Origin of the sequence: Bradyrhizobium sp. LA6.8, assembly GCF_040547935.1 — a bacterium.
Lineage (GTDB): Bacteria > Pseudomonadota > Alphaproteobacteria > Rhizobiales > Xanthobacteraceae > Bradyrhizobium > Bradyrhizobium barranii.
Genome location: NZ_JBEPQQ010000001.1, coordinates 1,051,128 through 1,067,996 on the forward strand (window position 1 = coordinate 1,051,128; position 16,869 = coordinate 1,067,996).

A 16,869-nucleotide genomic window follows, 5' to 3' on the forward strand; every position below is an offset into this window, starting at 1 on the left:
TGCCGATATAAAACCGCGATAGCTGATAGGCGGAACCTCGTCTGGCGGTTGGTCCGGCTCTGGGCTATCACACGCGCGGCTGCGCGCCGGCGCAGCCCTTGATCCCCTTGAGGAGCCTCTGATGCGTCTTCCCACCGTTATCCTGGCCGTCACATGTCTTGCGGGCGCAGCTTCAGCCGAGGACCTGTCGGGCACGCTCCAGAAGGTCAAGGAGACCAAGAAGATCACGCTGGGCTATCAGGAAGCCTCGGTTCCGTTCAGCTATCTCGACGGCAACCAGAAGCCGATCGGCTTTGCGATGGATATCTGCCTCAAGATCGTGGATGCCGTGAAGAAGCAGCTCAGTATGCCCGACATCGCGGTCGACACCCTCGCCGTGACGTCGTCGAACCGGATTCCGCTGATGGTCAACGGCACCCTCGATCTGCACTGCTCGGCGACGACAAACAACGCCGACCGCCAGAAGCAGGTCGCCTTCACCAACACGCATTTCCTCAGCGCGACGCGGTTTGCGGCCAAGAAGGCCGCGAAGATCAACACCATCGACGATCTCAAGGGCAAGGCCGTCACGGCGGTGGCAGGCTCGGTCAATCTGAATCAGCTTGCCAAGGTCAACACCGAGCGAAATCTCGGCATCAGGATAATGCCGGCCGTGGATCAAGCCGAAGCGTTCCTGCTGCTGGAAACCGACCGCGCTCAGGCTTACGCGCTCGACGACGTCCAGCTTGCGGTCGCGATTGCGCGCTCGAAGGAGCCGGCGCTGTTCATGATCAGCGAGGAGACGTTCTCGAAGGCCGAGCCGTTCGGGATCATGCTGCGGCGGGAGGATGCGCCGTTCAAGGCGCTGGCCGATCGTGCGACCGCGGAGCTTTACGCGAGCCCGGAGATCGAGGTGCTCTACAAGAGGTGGCTGGAGTCGCCGACGCCGCCGAATAATATCAACTACAACGTTCCGATGTCGGCGGCCCTGCGCAATGCTTTCAAGTCGCCGAGCTCGAGCGCTGACCCCGACGTCTATCTGGTGAAGTGAGGGGAGGAGCTAGCGCGTCCGCGGTGCATCCAGCAGCTGGCCAGCCAGCGCCGCGCCGATCGCCGCGATGGCGGCCATAGCAAGCGCCCACGGAACGAACAGCCGATGACCGATCAGCGCGCCGCTCAGGAGCGGCGCGCTGATATTCGCGCCCGACATCAGCGACTGGTTCAGGCCCATGATCATGCCCTGCCGGTTGATCGCGGTCGAGCGCGACAGCTCGGCCGTCAGCGTGCTGCGCGCGAACATGGTGCCGACGATGATCAGTGTCAGGTTGATCACGAGCAGGCCGACATTGTCGCGGGCCGCAAGTCCGGCAAATCCGAGACCCATGCAAGCGAACGCGGCCATCACGATGCTGCGGTCTGACGCGATGATGCTCACACGCGTGATGAGCAGTCCCTGAACCACCATGTTGATGAAGCCGGCATAGGCGAACATCCAGCCGAGTTCGCGCGCGCCGAACGGATGTCCGTCCCAGGAGAACCGCGCCGACAGGAACAGGCCGATCTGCGACAGGAACATCGAGTTGACGAAGAAGAACACGATGAGCAGGCCGAGCAGCCGCCAGGCGTAGCGCATGCCGAGCAGGCTGCGGGTCGGCGTCGGCTCGGGCACGCGGTGCTGGTAGAGCGGCTCGGACGCCGGGTGATCAGGCGGGAGCAGGGCGATCGTCGCAACGATGCTGATCAGCGATAGCGCGGCCGCGGCCCACACCGGCGCGGTCTGGCCGTAGTGCACGAGGAAGCTCGAGAGAGCAGGGCCGAGCAGCAGCCCGGTTCCAATCGCGCCGCTGGTCATGCCGAGTGCCTGCTTGCGTGTTGCCGGCGCGCTGTGCTCGGCGGCATAGGCGTGAGCGACCGAGATGTTGCCTGATGTCAGGCCGTCGATGATGCGCGCCAGGAACACCAGCGTCAGGTTGCCCGCCAATGCGAGCAGGATGAAGCCGATGAAAGTGCCGATCTGGCTGACGACCAGAACCTTCCGCCGGCCGTAGCGATCCGAGAGCATGCCGACCACAGGGCCGGCAACGAGCTGACAGACGGCATAGACCGAGATCAGCGCGCCGAGCAGGAACGGCGTCGCGCCGAGCCGCTGCGAGTAGAACGGCAGCAGGGGCAGGATGATTCCCATGCCCGTCGCGTCCACAGCGACGACCACGAAGGTCGGGACCAGCGTCAGCGTGCTCTCGCCCGCTATCGTCTCCCTTGCCTCGGTCGCGGAACCCGGTCCCATCCAGTGCTGTCCTCGTTCGCATTTGCGTGATCGATTGCCACACGCCGGATTATATAGTTGCAGGCTAATAGTTCGCGTCCTATCTAATTTGCATGGCTCCCTCGCAGGCGCATATCCACGGTGAGATCGGCCGGCTGATCGCGCGACTGGCCCGCATCTGGCGCCGCGAGTCGGATCAGGCGCTGTCCGATCACGGCCTGTCCTACGCGACAGCGATTCCGCTGCTGGTGCTGTCGCGGCAGGGCGAGAACGTGCGTCAGGGCGTGCTCGCCGACGAGCTCGGCATCGAGGGGCCGTCGCTGGTCCGGTTGATCGATCTGCTCGAGGCCGAGGGGCTGGTTGAACGCCGCGAGGATCGGAGCGACCGCCGTGCCAAAACGCTACATCTGACCAAAGCGGGCGGGGCGAAGGTCGAAGAGACCAACCGGGTGCTACGCCGGGTGCGGGCGAGCCTGCTCAAGGATATCGGCGCGGACGAACTTGCGATAACCTTCGAAACTCTTCAGCGCATCGAGCAGCGGGCCAGTCGCCTGCAGGACACCAAGACCGGTCCAGAGACGAAATAGCATGCGCGCAGACGAGCCGTTCCTGGTCCGCCACGCGGACGTCATTTTTGCGTTGAAGACGTTTGCCGCGTCGATGCTGGCGCTCGTCATCGCATTCGCCATGGACCTGCCGCGGCCCTATTGGGCGATGGCGACGGTCTACATCACCTCGCAGCCGCTGGCGGGCGCGACCAGCTCAAAAGCGTTCTTTCGCGTCATGGGCACGCTGGTCGGCGCCACCATGACGGTGGCGCTGGTGCCGAACCTGATCGATGCACCGGAATTGCTTTGCCTCGCGATCGCGCTCTGGGTCGGGCTCTGCCTCTATCTGTCGCTGCTGGATGGCACGCCGCGCAGCTATGTCTTCATGCTGGCGGGATACACGGTCGCGTTGATCGGGTTTCCCTCGGTCTCCGAGCCCGGCGCCATCTTCGATACCGCCATTGCGCGGGTGGAGGAGATTTCCCTCGGCATCATCTGCGCGAGCCTCGTCTCCACCATCGTCTTTCCCCGCAGCGTCGCGCCAGCCGTTGCCAATCGCGTCGACGCCTGGCTGTCGGATGCGCAGCGCCTGAGCCAGGCGGTGCTGCTTCGTCAGGGAACGAGTGAAACGCGCCGCGGCAGGCGACTCAAGCTTGCGACCGACATCGTCGAGATCGACACGCTTTCCACTCATCTCGCGTATGACCGGCTGACCGATCGCAATGTGGTGACTGGCCTCGGCGAGATCCGGCTGCGCATGCTGATGCTGTTGCCGGTGATCGCCTCGCTGGAGGATCGGCTGGCAGCGCTGGGGAAGGAGGCGTTGCGCCGGCAGCCCGAGCTGAAGCGGCTGCTGGAGGATCTTGCGCAATGGATAGCGAGCGATGTCGGCGCGCGGAAACCGGCCGAGCCGATCCGCGCCATGATTGCAGAGCGACAGGCGGTGCTCGATGACAGCGCCTCATGGGAGCGGATCATCACCACGAGCCTCCTGTTGCGGCTGCGCGAGCTGGTCGACCTCTCGCGCGACTGCCACGTGCTCAGCGAGGCCATCGCCGAGAGCCGCAATGTTTCGACGCTCGATCTGGCCTTCCGTTCCGAGGCCGGTGCCGCGCCGGTGCGCCATCGCGACCGCGGCCTTGCCTTGTGGTCGGCGGCCGGCGCGGCCACGGCCATCCTGATCTGCTGCGCGTTCTGGATCGGGACCGGCTGGCCGGACGGCGCCTCGGCGCCGATGATGGCGGCGGTCGCGTGCTCCTTCTTTGCCGCGCAGGACGAGCCCGCACGTTTCATCCGCAGTTTCGGCCTGTGGTCGCTGGTCGCCATCGTGGTCGTCGCGATCTATCTGTTCGCGCTGGTGCCCGCGATCTCTCATATCGAGGTTCTGATCGTCGCGCTGGCGCCGACCTTTCTGCTCTACGGCTTCCTGATCGGACGGCCGGCAACGGCGGGAACAGGCATGGCGCTCGCGGCCAACACGGCCACGCTGCTGGCGCTGCAATCGACCTACAGCGCGGATTTCGCATCCTATGCCAATTCCGCGGTCGCCTTCTTCGTCGGCGTCGTCATCGCCGAGCTCGTGACGCGGATCGCGCGCGGGGTCGGCGCCGAGTGGATCGCCAATCGCCTGGTGCTATCGAGCTGGAAGACGCTCGCGGTCGCTGCCGAGCGCCGTGGCAAGCATGATCGGGCAGAGTTTGCGGGCCTCATGCTGCACCGTCTGGGCCTTCTGGTGCAGCGGATCGCCTTCCTCTCCGAGAGCGATCGCCACGATGCCGACAGCCTCGTGCAGCTTCGAATCGGGATCAATATCATCGACCTGCGCCGCGCCCGCTATGGGCTTGCCGCAACCACCATTGCCGTCATCGACGACATGCTTGATCAGCTCGCGATCGCTTGCCGCAGCCATGCCGGTGGAGCAATGCCGACCGAGCTGTTGACCAGCGTCGATCGGGCGCTGGCCAAGGCGGTGACGGATTCCAATGACAGCGCGCGCGAAGACGCTCTGATCGGCCTCGTCGGCATCCGCCGCGGCCTGTTCCCGGACGCACCGGCCTACCGGCCGCGTACAGGCGAGAGTGTTGCCGCATGAGATACGTGATCGACATCTATGGCGTGCTCGTGCCGGCGCTGCTGCTGTGGATCATCGTCGCCTATGTCCTGAGCGCGATCCTGCGCCGGCTCATGCAGCGCTTCGACCTCTACCGGCTGGTCTGGCACCGTGCGCTGTTCGATTTCGCGATTTTCGTCTGTCTTCTCGGCGGCGTCGTCTATCTCTCGGAGTTTTTGCCATGAAGGGGAATTTCGCCTGGTTTGGCCGCCTTGCGCTGACCGTTCTCGCCGTCGTCGCCGCGCTCGCGGTCGGCCGTGAACTTTGGGTCTATTACATGGAGCAGCCCTGGACCCGCGACGGTCGCGTCCGCGCCGATGTGGTGCAGGTCGCGCCTGACGTCTCCGGGTTCGTCACGGAGGTGCTGGTCAAGGACAACCAGAAAGTCCATCGCGGCGATGTGCTGTTCCGGATTGATCGCGAACGTTTCGCGCTGGCCTTGCGGCAAGCCGATGCATCGGTGGCGGGTCATCAGGCCACGCTCGACCAGGCCAATTCCGATTTGAAGCGCTACAGCGCGCTGACCACCGATGCGGTATCGCAGCAGAAGCAGGAGCAGGTGTTGGCCACCCAGCTCCAGGCCAAGGCGGCGTTCGATCAGGCCGTTGCCGACCGCGCGGTCGCCCAGCTCAACCTCGATCGCAGCGAGGTCCACGCCTCCGTGAACGGTGTCATCACCAATATGGATCTGCGTCCCGGCGCTTACGTCACGGCCGGCAAGGGCGTGATGGCGCTGGTCGACACGGATACGTTGCACGTGGAGGGTTATTTCGAAGAGACAAAGCTCGCGCGCATTCGCACCGGCGACAAGGTGCGGGTCCGCCTGATGGGCGAGACGGTCACGCTGTCAGGCCATGTCGAGAGCATCGCCGCCGGCATCGAGGACCGCGACCGCGCTGAGGGCGCGAACCTGCTTGCCAATGTCAACCCGACCTTCAGCTGGGTGCGGCTCGCCCAGCGCGTCCCCGTGCGCATCGCGTTGGACAATGTCCCCGACACCATCTCGCTCGTCGCCGGCCGCTCCGCGACGGTAGAGGTATTGGACTAACGCAACGAGCCCATGGATCGCGCCTGGCTTGGGGAAAACCGCCAACAAGCGTTTCAATGCCAAATCGCAGGGCTAATCCTGACGCGCTTGTGTGAGTCGGGGGACCGTATGGGCGTTTGGTTTTTAGTCCTGGCAGCCTGCGTCGTCGGTGCGTTGCTCCTTCTGGCATTCTGCCGATAGAGCCGACAGCGGACGCAAATGTTGCTGCGAAGCATCAGCCAGCCGTTGAATAGCGGTTCCAGACCGATGGTTTTTGACTGTGCATGGATGACCGCGTTCACTTCCGGGATCGGAGGCGGACATGAGCTGGTTGTTTGTGTTTCTCATTGCCGCGAGCGCAGTCGTTCTGATCGCCCATGCGATTGACGCGATGCGTTCCTGACACTGCCTGCGACTCGGTTTCGTCGGTTGCTAGGTAAGCGACGAAATTGTTCCGAGGCGGGCGAGTGTCAATTTGAGGAACCTGGTCCTGCAGGCCAAGGTTGTCACAGCAGGAGGAATACGATCATGCTTGCGTTCTATCTGCCGATCATCATTTTCGGAGCGATGCTCGAAGCGATTTCGAAGCAAAATGTGTCTGCACCCATCCAGGAGCCGCCAAGCGTCGATTAGACTCCGACGCTCAGGCGTTCGGCTCGGGACTGACGAGCCAATGTCTACTCAGGCATTCGAGTATTTCTTCAGCTCGAACCGCGCGATCTGGTTCCTGTGGACTTCATCCGGCCCATCGGCAAGCCGCAGCAGGCGCGCGGTCGCGTAGGCCTGGGTCAAGCCAAAATCGTTCGAGGTGCCGCCGCCGCCATGGGCCTGGATGGCCCAGTCGATGATCTGGCAGGCCATGTTGGGCACGGCGACCTTGATCATCGCGATCTCAGCCTTCGCGACCTTGTTGCCGACCGTGTCCATCGCATAGGCGGCGTTGAGTGTCAGCAGCCGGGCCTGCTCGATCATGATGCGGGCTTCCGCAATGCGCTCCTGCGTCACGGTCTGCTCCGACACCGGCTTGCCGAAGGCCACGCGGCTGCGCACGCGGCGGCACATCTTTTCCAGCGTGCGCTCGGCAAGGCCGATCAGCCGCATGCAGTGATGGATGCGGCCGGGGCCGAGGCGGCCCTGTGCGATCTCGAAGCCGCGGCCTTCGCCCAGCAGCATGTTCTCCTTGGGCACACGCACATTGGTGAATACGACCTCGGAAGCGCGGTCGGGCACACCGTAGAAGCCGAACACGGGGAGGGGACGCTTGACCTCGATGCCCGGCGTGTCCATCGGCACGAGGATCATGGATTGCTGCTTGTGGCGGTCGGGATTGTCCGGATCGGTCTTGCCCATGAAGATGCAGATCTTGCAGCGGGGATCGGTCGCGTTGGTCGTGTACCATTTCCGCCCGTTGATGACGTAATGGTCGCCGTCGCGCACGATCGAGCTTTCGATGTTCGTCGCATCGGATGATGCGACCGCGGGCTCGGTCATGGCGAAGCAGGAGCGGATTTCGCCGGCGAGCAGCGGTTTCAACCAGCGCTCCTTGTCCTTCTCCGTGCCATAGCGCTCCAGCACCTCCATGTTGCCGGTGTCGGGCGCCGAGCAGTTGAACACTTCGGGCGCCAGATGCGTGCGCCCCATCACCTCGCAGAGCGGGGCATATTCGAGATTGGTGAGACCCGCGCCGTGGCCGGACTCCGGCAGGAACAAATTCCAGAGACCTTCGGCGCGCGCCAGTGGCTTCAGCTCCTCGACGACGGGATAGACCTTCCACGGTCCGAGCTCTTCCGCTTCGCGATAGAAGCGCTCCTCGTTCGGATAGATGTGCCGGTCCATGAAACTTTCGAGCTTGCGCTTGAGTTCGACGACTTTGGGCGACATCGGATAGAGCATCTGGACCTCCTGTAGACCAAGCAGCGCCTGCACGCGGGGCCGGCCTGCATCAGAATCGAGTCGGCGATAGCGGCGCTTGCCTCATCGCATTTTCATCGGCGCGGCTCCGCGCAAATCGCGTCAGAGCTCACCTGTTGCGTAGCGATATTGACGCCCATTCATGCGTTGTCTTGCGTTTGTGCACCGAATGAGAAGCGCGTGGGAAACAATCAGCAACTGTGACTTTGACGCGACTGGCAATCCGAAAGGTCGTGCCTAAGATCGGCCTCAATCAAAAGTGGGGGCAGCAGTCATGACAACACAAGGGGACTACGGAAGCACATCCTTACGGATCGCGCGCCCCTAGTTCGCCAGTCGATAGGACGCGGAGCGCACTGTCCTAGACTGCGCGCGGGTTCTTCCAACAACCGGTAGTTCGTCCCGTCGATTCGCAAGCTGCGCGGTCGCCGGTTTCGTTCGTTCAAAAGCAAGCAAGGGCTTGATCCAAACGTTGCATCTCAAAGCACAATCTAAAATAGATAAATATAAGAAACACACTCTTGAATTGGAAAAAGGAAATGGACATCGACATGCACACGCAATCAGAACGCTCCGTCACTCACCGCATCAGACTCGCCGCCGCCGTTGCAGCGGTGAGCGCGATTATCACTTCACCTGCTTTCGCCGGCGGTCCGCTGCCTGCACCCGTCGTCTCCTGGTCTGGATTCTACGCCGGTGTCCATGGCGGCTGGGGATGGGGGAAGTCGGAGTTTCGCGATCCCCTCAACAGCCCCGCCAACAATCCGTTCTTTGCCTACTACAACGGACCGCTCGCGGGCGGGCAACTCGGCTACAATTGGCAGCTGGGCAACTATGTCCTTGGTGCCGAGGTCGACGGCTCCTGGTCCTTCGTGAAGGGCAACACCAGCACCTCGCCCCTTCTCACGTCGAGCACCACCAACGGGGTCGGCTACACCGCCCTCGCGACCGCGACGGGCCGTGTCGGCTACGCATCGGGCCAATGGCTCGCCTATGCCAAGGGCGGTGCCGCCTATGCCCGCATGGAGCTTTCGTCGCGGTTCACCCCGGAGATCACCAACTACAACCGCGAGCTGTTCGGTGCCGTCGGCGGCGTCGGCCTGGAAGTGGCCTTCCTGCGCAACGTCTCCGCCAAGGTCGAATACAGCGCGATCTTTCTCCCCACCGAAACGCTGCATTGGGTGAGCCAGGACACGACCTCCGAGATCAAGCATTTCGTCCAGGTGGTGAAGGCCGGCATCAACGTCCGTTTCAACGGCGACGGCGGCCTCCCGCGTTAATTCCCCGGCACATCGAAACAACATTCAACAGAAATCCTCGGAGACAACGTCATGTCCACCATGTCCAAGATCGCCGCAGTCGTCACCGCCGGCCTCGGCGCCATGATCGCCGCACCAAGCCACGCCGCCGCTCCAGTCGAGTACGTCAAGGTCTGCTCCTTGTACGGCGCCGGCTTCTTCTACATTCCGGGCACCGACACCTGCACCAACGCCAACCAGATCGCGACGAACCAGTTCGATCTCGCGCGTGCGCAGACCCGCGCTTCGACCGGCACCGCGATGGCCGCGTCGCTCGTCGCGCCGTGGCTTCCGACCGGCACCAATTACGCGGTCTCGACCCACTGGGCGACCTATGACGGCCAGCACGCAGCGGGCTTCTCAGGGCTCGTGCGGGTCTCCGGCAATTTCGTGTTCTCGGGCGGCTTCTCGCTCGGCCTCGACAAGGGAAGCCTCACGTCCCTCACCAACCGCACGCAGACGGAATTCGGCACGGCGATCCCGGCGCAATCGTGGAGTGACGTCCGTGGCCTCGGCCGCGCGGGGTTCATGTACGCCTGGTGATGCACGCGACGCTCGCTCCTAAAATTCATTCTGACATTTGAAAGACCATCCCATGACAATCTCTCTCTCGCGTTCGGCGCGCCGCTTCCTCTCTTGCGTTGCTGCCGCCACGCTGCTTCTCGCGGCCATGCCGCTCACTGCCACATCCGCGAACGCGGCCGACATGACAGTGAAGGCTCCGGTCGTCGCTCCGGTGCCGCTCTGGAACGGCTTCTACATTGGTGCTCATGGCGGTTATGGCATGGGCAGCAGCCGGCTCGTCGACCCGAGCTTCGCATTCGCGCAAGATCGCTTCACGATGGACACAAAGGGCGCGCTCGCAGGTGCGCAGGTTGGCGCCAACTGGCAGTTCGACAACATCGTGGTCGGTGCCGAGCTCGATCTTTCCTGGGCGTCGATCAAGGGCAATCGTCCGTTCGATCCCGCGAACCCCATCTTGTCCGGCCTCTCAGTGTCGTACCAGGCGATGGCGACGGGCACCGGTCGCATCGGCTACGCGTTTGATAACGTACTGGCTTACGCCAAAGGCGGCGTTGCCTGGGCAAATGTCGCCTACCAGGCCTATGTCGGCACGGTTGCTCCGCTCGACGTGAACCATCAGCGGACCGGTTTGACCGGCGGCGTCGGCCTTGAATACGCGCTGACGAGCAATCTCTCGGCGCGACTGGAGTACGACTATCTGTATTTCGGTCCGGCTGCGATCGCGCTGAGCACACGGATCAGCACCCAGAACGTCGACCATGACCTTCACCTCGTGAAGCTCGGCGTGAACTACCGCTTCAACGGCGATGCCATCGTTGCTCGTTACTGAGCCGCGCCAACGTCACTGATTGGAGACAAACATGTGGAAGCAAATCAACGCGGCACGAGACGTCTTCCGACGTCAACTGCGCGCTATCCTTGCGACTGCCGCTCTGGTTCTGGCGATCCCGACGCCCGGCCATGCTGCGGTCGAGTACGAAAAGATCTGCTCGGTCTACGGTGCCAACTTCTTCTACATACCGGGTACTGACACCTGCGTGAACGCGGGGCAGACGGTGCAGAGCCAGTTCGATCTCGCACGCCAGATTACCCGTGCAGCGACGGGAACGGCCATGGCGACTTCGCTCGTCAATCCGTTCCTGCCCGACGGGACCAACTATGCGATCTCGACGCACTGGGCCGTCTTCGACGGGCAGCATGCCGCCGGTGTGGTCGGAATGATCAGGATCCAGGGAAACCTGTCACTGACCATGGGCATCGCGTTCGGTCTCGATCGCGGCAGCTTGACGTCCACGTCCAACCGGACCGCGACGGAGTTTGGCGTGGCGCTTCCGGCGCAGTCGTGGAGCGACGTGCGCGCCCTTGGACGCGTGGGGCTCCAGTATTCCTGGTAGCCGGCGCCGAACACGAAGGCGCCGCCCGGACGATCTTCACGACGTCCGGGCGGCGCAAATGCTGTGAGCGCAGAGAAGGGCGGCTAGCCGATTTCGAGATAATCCGGGCCGGGCAATGTCGGGAAGGGCGGGGTCGGCAGCGTCTGGTACCAGAACGCGACCGAGGCGATGTCGTCCTGCAATGGAAGATACTTCGCCTCCTTGACGCCCGGCAGCCAGCCCAGCGCCTGGATCGTCACGCGCAGATCGGAGCGGAAGCGCACGGGATCGGGGATGTGCCAGCGGTACAGGCCGAAGCGTTGCTGCGACTTGTAGACACCATCGGGACGGATCACCTGCGGCAGGCCGGCATAGGGCGTGGTGAATTCCTGGTAACGGGATTGTTGCGCCGGACCCTGGCCGGCATGCGCGACATAGGGATCGAAATTATAGGCGCCGCAGAAATAATCTTCGGTGCCGGTGCCGCAGATGGTCGGGAATGCACCGTCGCCGTCGATGAAGAACTTGATCTCGCCTTCGCCCCACCAGCCGTTGTTGTTGACGCCCCAGGCCATATAGGTGCCGACGTAGTGGCCCGCACCGCTGGCGCCATCGAGGATGGTGTAGACCTCTTTGTACGGCAGCGGGTTGGTACGCCGGAATTGCGCATGGAAATAGGCGCAGTCCTCGGGCACCTCGGTGAGCGCATAGTTGATCTGGTAGTAGACGGTGAGCTGCTCCTCGCTGCGGTTCTCCAGCGTGAAGCGCGCGCGCGTGCGGAACGGCATCTCCCAGTAGCAGTTGAAGGCGCGGCCGGGATTGACGCAGACCGCGAGCGAGGACACCTGCGCGAACTCCTCCCATCCGCAGGCGAAGAAATCGCCGGCCGGGCATTCCACGCTTGGCTGCGTTTGGTGGTCCCAGTAGACGCGCAGGATCGAGTGACGGAGCCGCCCGCGCGCCAGCGTCATCCAGATCTGCTGGATCGCGCCCTGGCCCTGAATGTCGCCGAGCGTGAAGGTCGCGCCGGGCTCGATCACGACATAGGGCGAGATCTTCCAGCCCTGGCCGAGATCGCGAGCCTGGCGCGCGGCGGGCCCTTCGACGGACATGCCGCCCTTGCCCTTCTCGCCGGTGAAATTCTCGGGGCTGATCGAGCGCGTCTGCGCATTCGACAGGCGCGACAGATTGCCGAGATGCAGGCCCAATCCGGAAAACGCCATGCTGTCCTCGATCCCTGGAGTTAGCGGCACCTCGATATATCGCCGTCGAATCTACCAAAAGATGAAGACCGCGCACGCAGGGTGCGCGTACTTCAGGCGACGCGGTACTCCCTGAACTTCTCGCGCAACGCGGATTTGAGCACCTTGCCGGTGCCGGTCATCGGAAATTCGTCCAGGAATTCGACCGCATCCGGCATCCACCAGCTCGAGATCTTCGGGCGCATGTGGTCGAGCAAGGTCTTGCCGTCCACGGTCGCGCCCTTCTTGCGGACGACGAGGAGCAGCGGACGCTCCTGCCATTTCTCGTGGTTGATCGCGACCACCGCGGCCTGAAGCACGTCAGGGTGGGACAATGCGACGTCCTCAAGCTGGATCGAGGAGATCCATTCGCCGCCGGACTTGATCACGTCCTTGGAGCGATCGGTCAGCGTGACGTGGCCTTGGCTGTCGATCACCGCCATGTCGCCGGTGATCAGCCAGCCATCACGGTCGAGGCCCTCGTCAAGCTTCATGTAGCCGGAGGCGACCCAGGGGCCACGGGCGCGCAAATGGCCGACGGTCTTGCCGTCGCGCGGCAGCTCGTTGCCGCCGTCGTCGACGATGCGCAAGGCTGTGCCGAAGCAGGCGCGGCCCGACACCTGGCGCCGGTCGAATTTCTCCTTGTCGCCGAGATGCTCGGAGCCGGGCCGCAAGCCCGGCATAGAGCAGCCCAGGGCCTCGGTCATGCCCCAGGCCTGGATGTAGTCGATGTCATAGTCGCGCTTGAGCTTCTCGACCATCGCGCGCGGCGGCGCCGAGCCGGACGACAGCGTCGCGCGCAGCGTCGAGAATTTATTGCCGGTGCGACCCAGCCAATCGAGCAGGATCAGCCAGAAGCTCGGCACGCCGGCGGAGAGCGTCACCTTCTCGCCTTCGAGCAGCTCATAGAGCTTGTCGGGCTCATAGTTGCGGCCGGGCAGCACCAGCTTCGATCCCGTGTAAGGCGCGGTGAACGGCATGTTCCAGCCGTTGCCGTGGAAAAGCGGCGCCATCGGCATCATGACTTCGCGTACGCCTTCGAGATGTCCCGGCAGGAAGTCGAAATTGCAGCAGGTCATGGTCTGCAGGATGGCGGCGCGGTGCGAGTAGATCACGCCCTTGGGGTTGCCCGTCGTGCCCGACGTGTAACAGATGGTGGATGCGGATTTTTCGTCGAACTCCGGCCAGGCGAAACCGGCGCCGTTCTCGCTGGCGAGGAGATCTTCATAGCAATGCACGTTCGCAAGCCTGGTCTCCGGCATCCGCTCGCGCGAGGACATCACGACATAGGCCTCGATCGTCTTCAGTTGCGGCGCGATCGCCTCGACCAGCGGCAGCGTGGCGCGGTCGATGAACAGCAGCCGGTCCTCGGCGTGGTTGATGATGTAGACGAGCTGCTCGGGGAACAGCCGCGGATTGATGGTGTGCAGCACATAGCCCATGCCGGGCGCGGCATAGAACATCTCGAAATGCCGGTGCGTATTCCAGGCCAGGGTGCCGACGCGGTCGCCTTGCTTCATGCCGAGCCGCTTCAGAGCCAGCGCCATGCGCTTGATGCGTGGATGGGCGTCGGCGTAGGTGTAGCGATGGATGTCGCCCTCGATCTCGCGCGCGACGATCTCGGCTTCGCCGTGATAGTCCGCGGCATACTGGATCAGGCCGCTGATCAGGAGCGGCATATCCATCATCAATCCCCGCATGGTCTCCTCCGCGGCCACGTCGTTGCGTGGCATATGTTGTGATTTGCGCGTGAGGTTAGCGGAACGTCATGCGGCGTTCACGCAAAAAGCGAGCGACGCGATTGCATGCGTCACTTTTTCGGGGCTAACTGATCCGAAGCAGCGTCCGCCGTGGAGGAAATCGATGTCAGCGGAAAGACACAAGACCGGTGCAGCCGGCGAATCTACGGTCGATATTTCCGCACTCCGTGCGCGCTATCGCGACGAGCGCGACCGGCGTTTGCGCGCCGAGGGCAAGGCGCAATATGTCGAGGTCGCAGGCGATTTCGGCCGCTATCTCGACGATCCCTGGGCCGATCCCGGATTTGCGCGCGCAGCTGTCAGCGAAGAGACCGAAGTTCTCATCGTCGGCGGTGGCTTCGGTGGGCTGCTCTGCGGCGCGCGCCTGCGCGAGGCCGGCATCGATGATTTCCGGATCGTGGAAAAGGCCGCCGATTTCGGCGGCACCTGGTACTGGAATCGTTATCCCGGTGCGGCCTGCGATACCGAGAGCTACATCTATCTGCCGCTGCTGGAAGAGACCGGCTACATGCCGGTGCGCAAATATGCGCGGGCGCCCGAAATCTACGAACACTCCCGCCGCATCGGCCGTCACTTCGGCCTCTACGAGCGCGCCCTGTTTCAGACAATCATCTCGCGGATGGAATGGCAGGAGCAGGAGGGACGCTGGCTGGTCGAGACCGATCGTGGCGATCGCATCCGCGCACGCTTCGTCATTCTCGCCGGGGGGCCGCTGAGCCGTCCGAAGCTGCCGGGCATTCCCGGCATCGAGACCTTCAGGGGACACAGCTTCCACACCAGCCGCTGGGACTATGGCTACACCGGCGGCACGGCCGAAGGCGGTCTCACCGGTCTCGCCGACAAGCGCGTCGGCATCATCGGGACCGGCGCGACCGCCGTGCAATGCGTGCCGCATCTCGGCCGATCGGCGAAAGAGCTCTACGTCTTCCAGCGCACGCCATCGGCGATCGGCGTGCGCGATGACCGTCCGACGGACGCAAACTGGGCGCAGAGCCTCAAGCCCGGCTGGCAGCGCGAGCGCATGGACAATTTCACTGCGGTCATCTCCGGCGAGCCGTTCGAACGGGACCTGGTGCAGGACGGCTGGACCGGCCTGCTTGGCGAGATCCTGCTCGCGCCGCGCCGCCAGCCGCAGCCGGTGACCTCGCTCGTAGAGGCGTTGAAGGTCATCGAGCAGGCCGACTACCGCAAGATGGAAGAGATCCGCGCGCGCGTCGATACCGTCGTGAAGGACGAAGCCGCCGCGGCGGCGCTCAAGCCCTGGTACAAGGCGTTCTGCAAGCGGCCATGCTTCCACGACGAATATCTCGACACCTTCAATCGTCCCAACGTGCATCTGGTCGACACCAAAGGGCAGGGCGTTGAGCGCATCACCGAGAACGCCGTCGTGGTTGACGGTAAGGCCTATGAGCTCGACTGCCTGATCTATGCCAGCGGCTTCGAGGTCGGCACTGACTATGCCCGCCGCATGGGCTTCGAGGTTTACGGCCGCGACGGCGTGAGCCTGTCCGAGCGATGGCGCGATGGTGTCAAGACGCTGCATGGCTTCTACAGCCGCGGCTTCCCGAATTGCTTCCTGATCGTCACGGTGCAGGCCGGCCAGAGCGCCAATTTTCCGCATATCATCGACGAGCAGTCGCAGCACATCGCCTATGTGATCGCAGAAGTGCGCAAGCGCAAAGCGCGGACGCTGGAGCCGACGCTCGCTGCCGAGAACGCCTGGGTCGAGGAGGTCGTCAAGGCCGCGCTCGGCCGCCAGACCTATCTGTCCGAATGCACGCCGGGCTATTACAACAACGAGGGCGTGTTCGATCCGATCGCGGCAAGAAACAGCCAGTACTGGCGCGGGCCGGTGGCGTTCCTGCGGCTGCTCGACAAATGGCGCAAGGAAGGCAATCTGGATGGCCTGGAATTGACTGAGGGGACCGAGGCGGGCGGCTCTCTGGCTCCGGCTTCAACGGCATGATCCCGGCTCTATCAGGCGCGACGCGGCTCCATGTCATCGTCGGCGATCCCATCGCGCAGGTGCGCTCGCCGGCAGGCGTAACAGCCGCCTTCGCCGCGCGCGGCCATGACGGCATTCTCGTGCCGGTCCAGGTCGCGCCAGCGGATTTGCCGGATTTCCTCTCGGTGGCAACGCGGCTGAAGAACCTCGACGGCATCGTCGTGACCATCCCGCACAAATTTGCCTGCTATCAGGCCTGCGCCAGTGCGACCGAGCGCGCACATTTCCTGCGCACCGTGAACCTGATGCGCCGGCGCGCCGACCGTTCATGGCATGGCGACATGGTGGACGGCCTCGGCTTCGTCGGTGCGGCGCGGGCGAAGGGGATCGATCCCCGGGGCATGCGGGCGCTGGTCGTCGGCGCCGGCGGCGCAGGATCGGCGATCGCGCTGGCGCTGGTCGAGGCCGGCGTGAGCGATCTCGCGATTCACGACAGCGCGCCCGAGCGCCGCGACGCATTGATCGGCCGGCTCAACGGGCGCGGCAGAACGCCCGTGCGGGTCGGCACCGGGGATCCCGCGGGCTTCGATTTCGTCGCCAATGCGACACCCGCCGGGATGAAGGAGGGCGATCCGCTGCCGGTCGATGTCGCGCGGCTTTCGCCGTCGGCCTATTGCGGCTGCGTCATCACAAAGCCGGAAGTCTCGCCCTTCATCGCTGCCGCCCGCAGGATCGGCTGCGTGACCGGGACCGGTACGGACATGTACGAGCAGCACCAGGGCATCATGGTGGATTTCCTGCTCGGCCGCGACGGCGAAGGGTAGGCGGCTGCCCCGGTGTCAAGGCACAGGTTGCGCCGGATGGGGCTTGAGCGATCAGGGCCGAC

Annotated in this window: 15 protein-coding genes; 11 read left to right on the plus strand and 4 right to left on the minus strand. The window is 63.9% G+C overall.

What is annotated here, in order from left to right:
• Positions 1–121 precede the first annotated feature (121 nt).
• Complete coding sequence (locus ABIA90_RS04565) at positions 122–1,030, plus strand: amino acid ABC transporter substrate-binding protein (protein WP_354117433.1); 909 nt, start codon at positions 122–124, stop codon at positions 1,028–1,030.
• A gap of 9 nt (positions 1,031–1,039) precedes the next feature.
• Here ABIA90_RS04565 and ABIA90_RS04570 read toward each other — a convergent pair whose 3' ends face one another.
• Positions 1,040–2,266 (minus strand): MFS transporter, encoded by a 1,227-nt coding sequence (locus ABIA90_RS04570; protein ID WP_354117434.1) that lies wholly within the window; start codon positions 2,264–2,266, stop codon positions 1,040–1,042.
• 92 nt (positions 2,267–2,358) lie between these two features.
• Here ABIA90_RS04570 and ABIA90_RS04575 point away from each other — a divergent pair, with 92 nt between their 5' ends.
• Genes ABIA90_RS04575 through ABIA90_RS04590 form a run of 4 tightly spaced genes read left to right on the plus strand, consistent with a single transcriptional unit; the run spans position 2,359 to position 5,951 of the window.
• Complete coding sequence (locus ABIA90_RS04575; protein ID WP_354117435.1) at positions 2,359–2,832, plus strand: MarR family winged helix-turn-helix transcriptional regulator; 474 nt, start codon at positions 2,359–2,361, stop codon at positions 2,830–2,832.
• A 1-nt stretch (position 2,833) separates the two neighbouring features.
• Positions 2,834–4,885: an FUSC family protein gene (locus tag ABIA90_RS04580; protein ID WP_354117436.1), complete on the plus strand. Its 2,052-nt coding sequence runs from the start codon at positions 2,834–2,836 to the stop codon at positions 4,883–4,885.
• Complete coding sequence (locus ABIA90_RS04585) at positions 4,882–5,088, plus strand: DUF1656 domain-containing protein (RefSeq protein ID WP_028146630.1); 207 nt, start codon at positions 4,882–4,884, stop codon at positions 5,086–5,088. Before ABIA90_RS04580 ends, ABIA90_RS04585 begins: the two co-directional genes overlap by 4 nt.
• Positions 5,085–5,951, plus strand: a complete 867-nt coding sequence (locus ABIA90_RS04590) for an efflux RND transporter periplasmic adaptor subunit (RefSeq protein ID WP_063983918.1) — start codon at positions 5,085–5,087, stop codon at positions 5,949–5,951. The genes ABIA90_RS04585 and ABIA90_RS04590 overlap by 4 nt, the downstream gene beginning before the upstream one ends.
• Before the next feature lie 660 nt (positions 5,952–6,611).
• On the opposite strand, the gene ABIA90_RS04595 is transcribed toward ABIA90_RS04590, so the two are convergent.
• Positions 6,612–7,823 (minus strand): acyl-CoA dehydrogenase family protein, encoded by a 1,212-nt coding sequence (locus ABIA90_RS04595; protein ID WP_028159281.1) that lies wholly within the window; start codon positions 7,821–7,823, stop codon positions 6,612–6,614.
• A gap of 569 nt (positions 7,824–8,392) precedes the next feature.
• On the opposite strand from ABIA90_RS04595, the gene ABIA90_RS04600 reads away from it, so the two are divergent.
• The 4 genes from ABIA90_RS04600 to ABIA90_RS04615 are packed head-to-tail and all read left to right on the plus strand — an operon-like array spanning position 8,393 to position 11,058.
• Positions 8,393–9,121, plus strand: coding sequence for an outer membrane protein (locus ABIA90_RS04600; RefSeq protein WP_354117437.1), 729 nt, complete (start codon positions 8,393–8,395; stop codon positions 9,119–9,121).
• 51 nt (positions 9,122–9,172) lie between these two features.
• A complete protein-coding gene (locus ABIA90_RS04605) occupies positions 9,173–9,682 on the plus strand; it encodes a porin (protein ID WP_063983916.1) in 510 nt (169 codons plus the stop codon).
• Between the two features lie 52 nt (positions 9,683–9,734).
• On the plus strand, positions 9,735–10,493 hold the full coding sequence (locus ABIA90_RS04610) for an outer membrane protein (RefSeq protein ID WP_354117438.1): 759 nt from the start codon (positions 9,735–9,737) through the stop codon (positions 10,491–10,493).
• A gap of 31 nt (positions 10,494–10,524) precedes the next feature.
• Positions 10,525–11,058, plus strand: coding sequence for a porin (locus ABIA90_RS04615; protein WP_354117439.1), 534 nt, complete (start codon positions 10,525–10,527; stop codon positions 11,056–11,058).
• Positions 11,059–11,141: 83 nt separating this feature from the next.
• Here ABIA90_RS04615 and ABIA90_RS04620 read toward each other — a convergent pair whose 3' ends face one another.
• A complete protein-coding gene (locus ABIA90_RS04620) occupies positions 11,142–12,260 on the minus strand; it encodes a glycoside hydrolase family 172 protein (RefSeq protein WP_354117440.1) in 1,119 nt (372 codons plus the stop codon).
• Positions 12,261–12,352: 92 nt separating this feature from the next.
• Positions 12,353–13,978 carry a long-chain fatty acid--CoA ligase gene (locus ABIA90_RS04625; RefSeq protein WP_354117441.1) on the minus strand — a complete coding sequence of 542 codons (1,626 nt, stop codon included), beginning with the start codon at positions 13,976–13,978 and terminating at the stop codon, positions 12,353–12,355.
• 163 nt (positions 13,979–14,141) lie between these two features.
• Here ABIA90_RS04625 and ABIA90_RS04630 point away from each other — a divergent pair, with 163 nt between their 5' ends.
• Both ABIA90_RS04630 and ABIA90_RS04635 read left to right on the plus strand, forming a co-directional pair.
• On the plus strand, positions 14,142–16,004 hold the full coding sequence (locus ABIA90_RS04630) for a flavin-containing monooxygenase (RefSeq protein ID WP_354117442.1): 1,863 nt from the start codon (positions 14,142–14,144) through the stop codon (positions 16,002–16,004).
• A complete protein-coding gene (locus tag ABIA90_RS04635) occupies positions 16,001–16,807 on the plus strand; it encodes a shikimate dehydrogenase family protein (protein ID WP_354117443.1) in 807 nt (268 codons plus the stop codon). The genes ABIA90_RS04630 and ABIA90_RS04635 overlap by 4 nt, the downstream gene beginning before the upstream one ends.
• Positions 16,808–16,869: the final 62 nt, after the last annotated feature.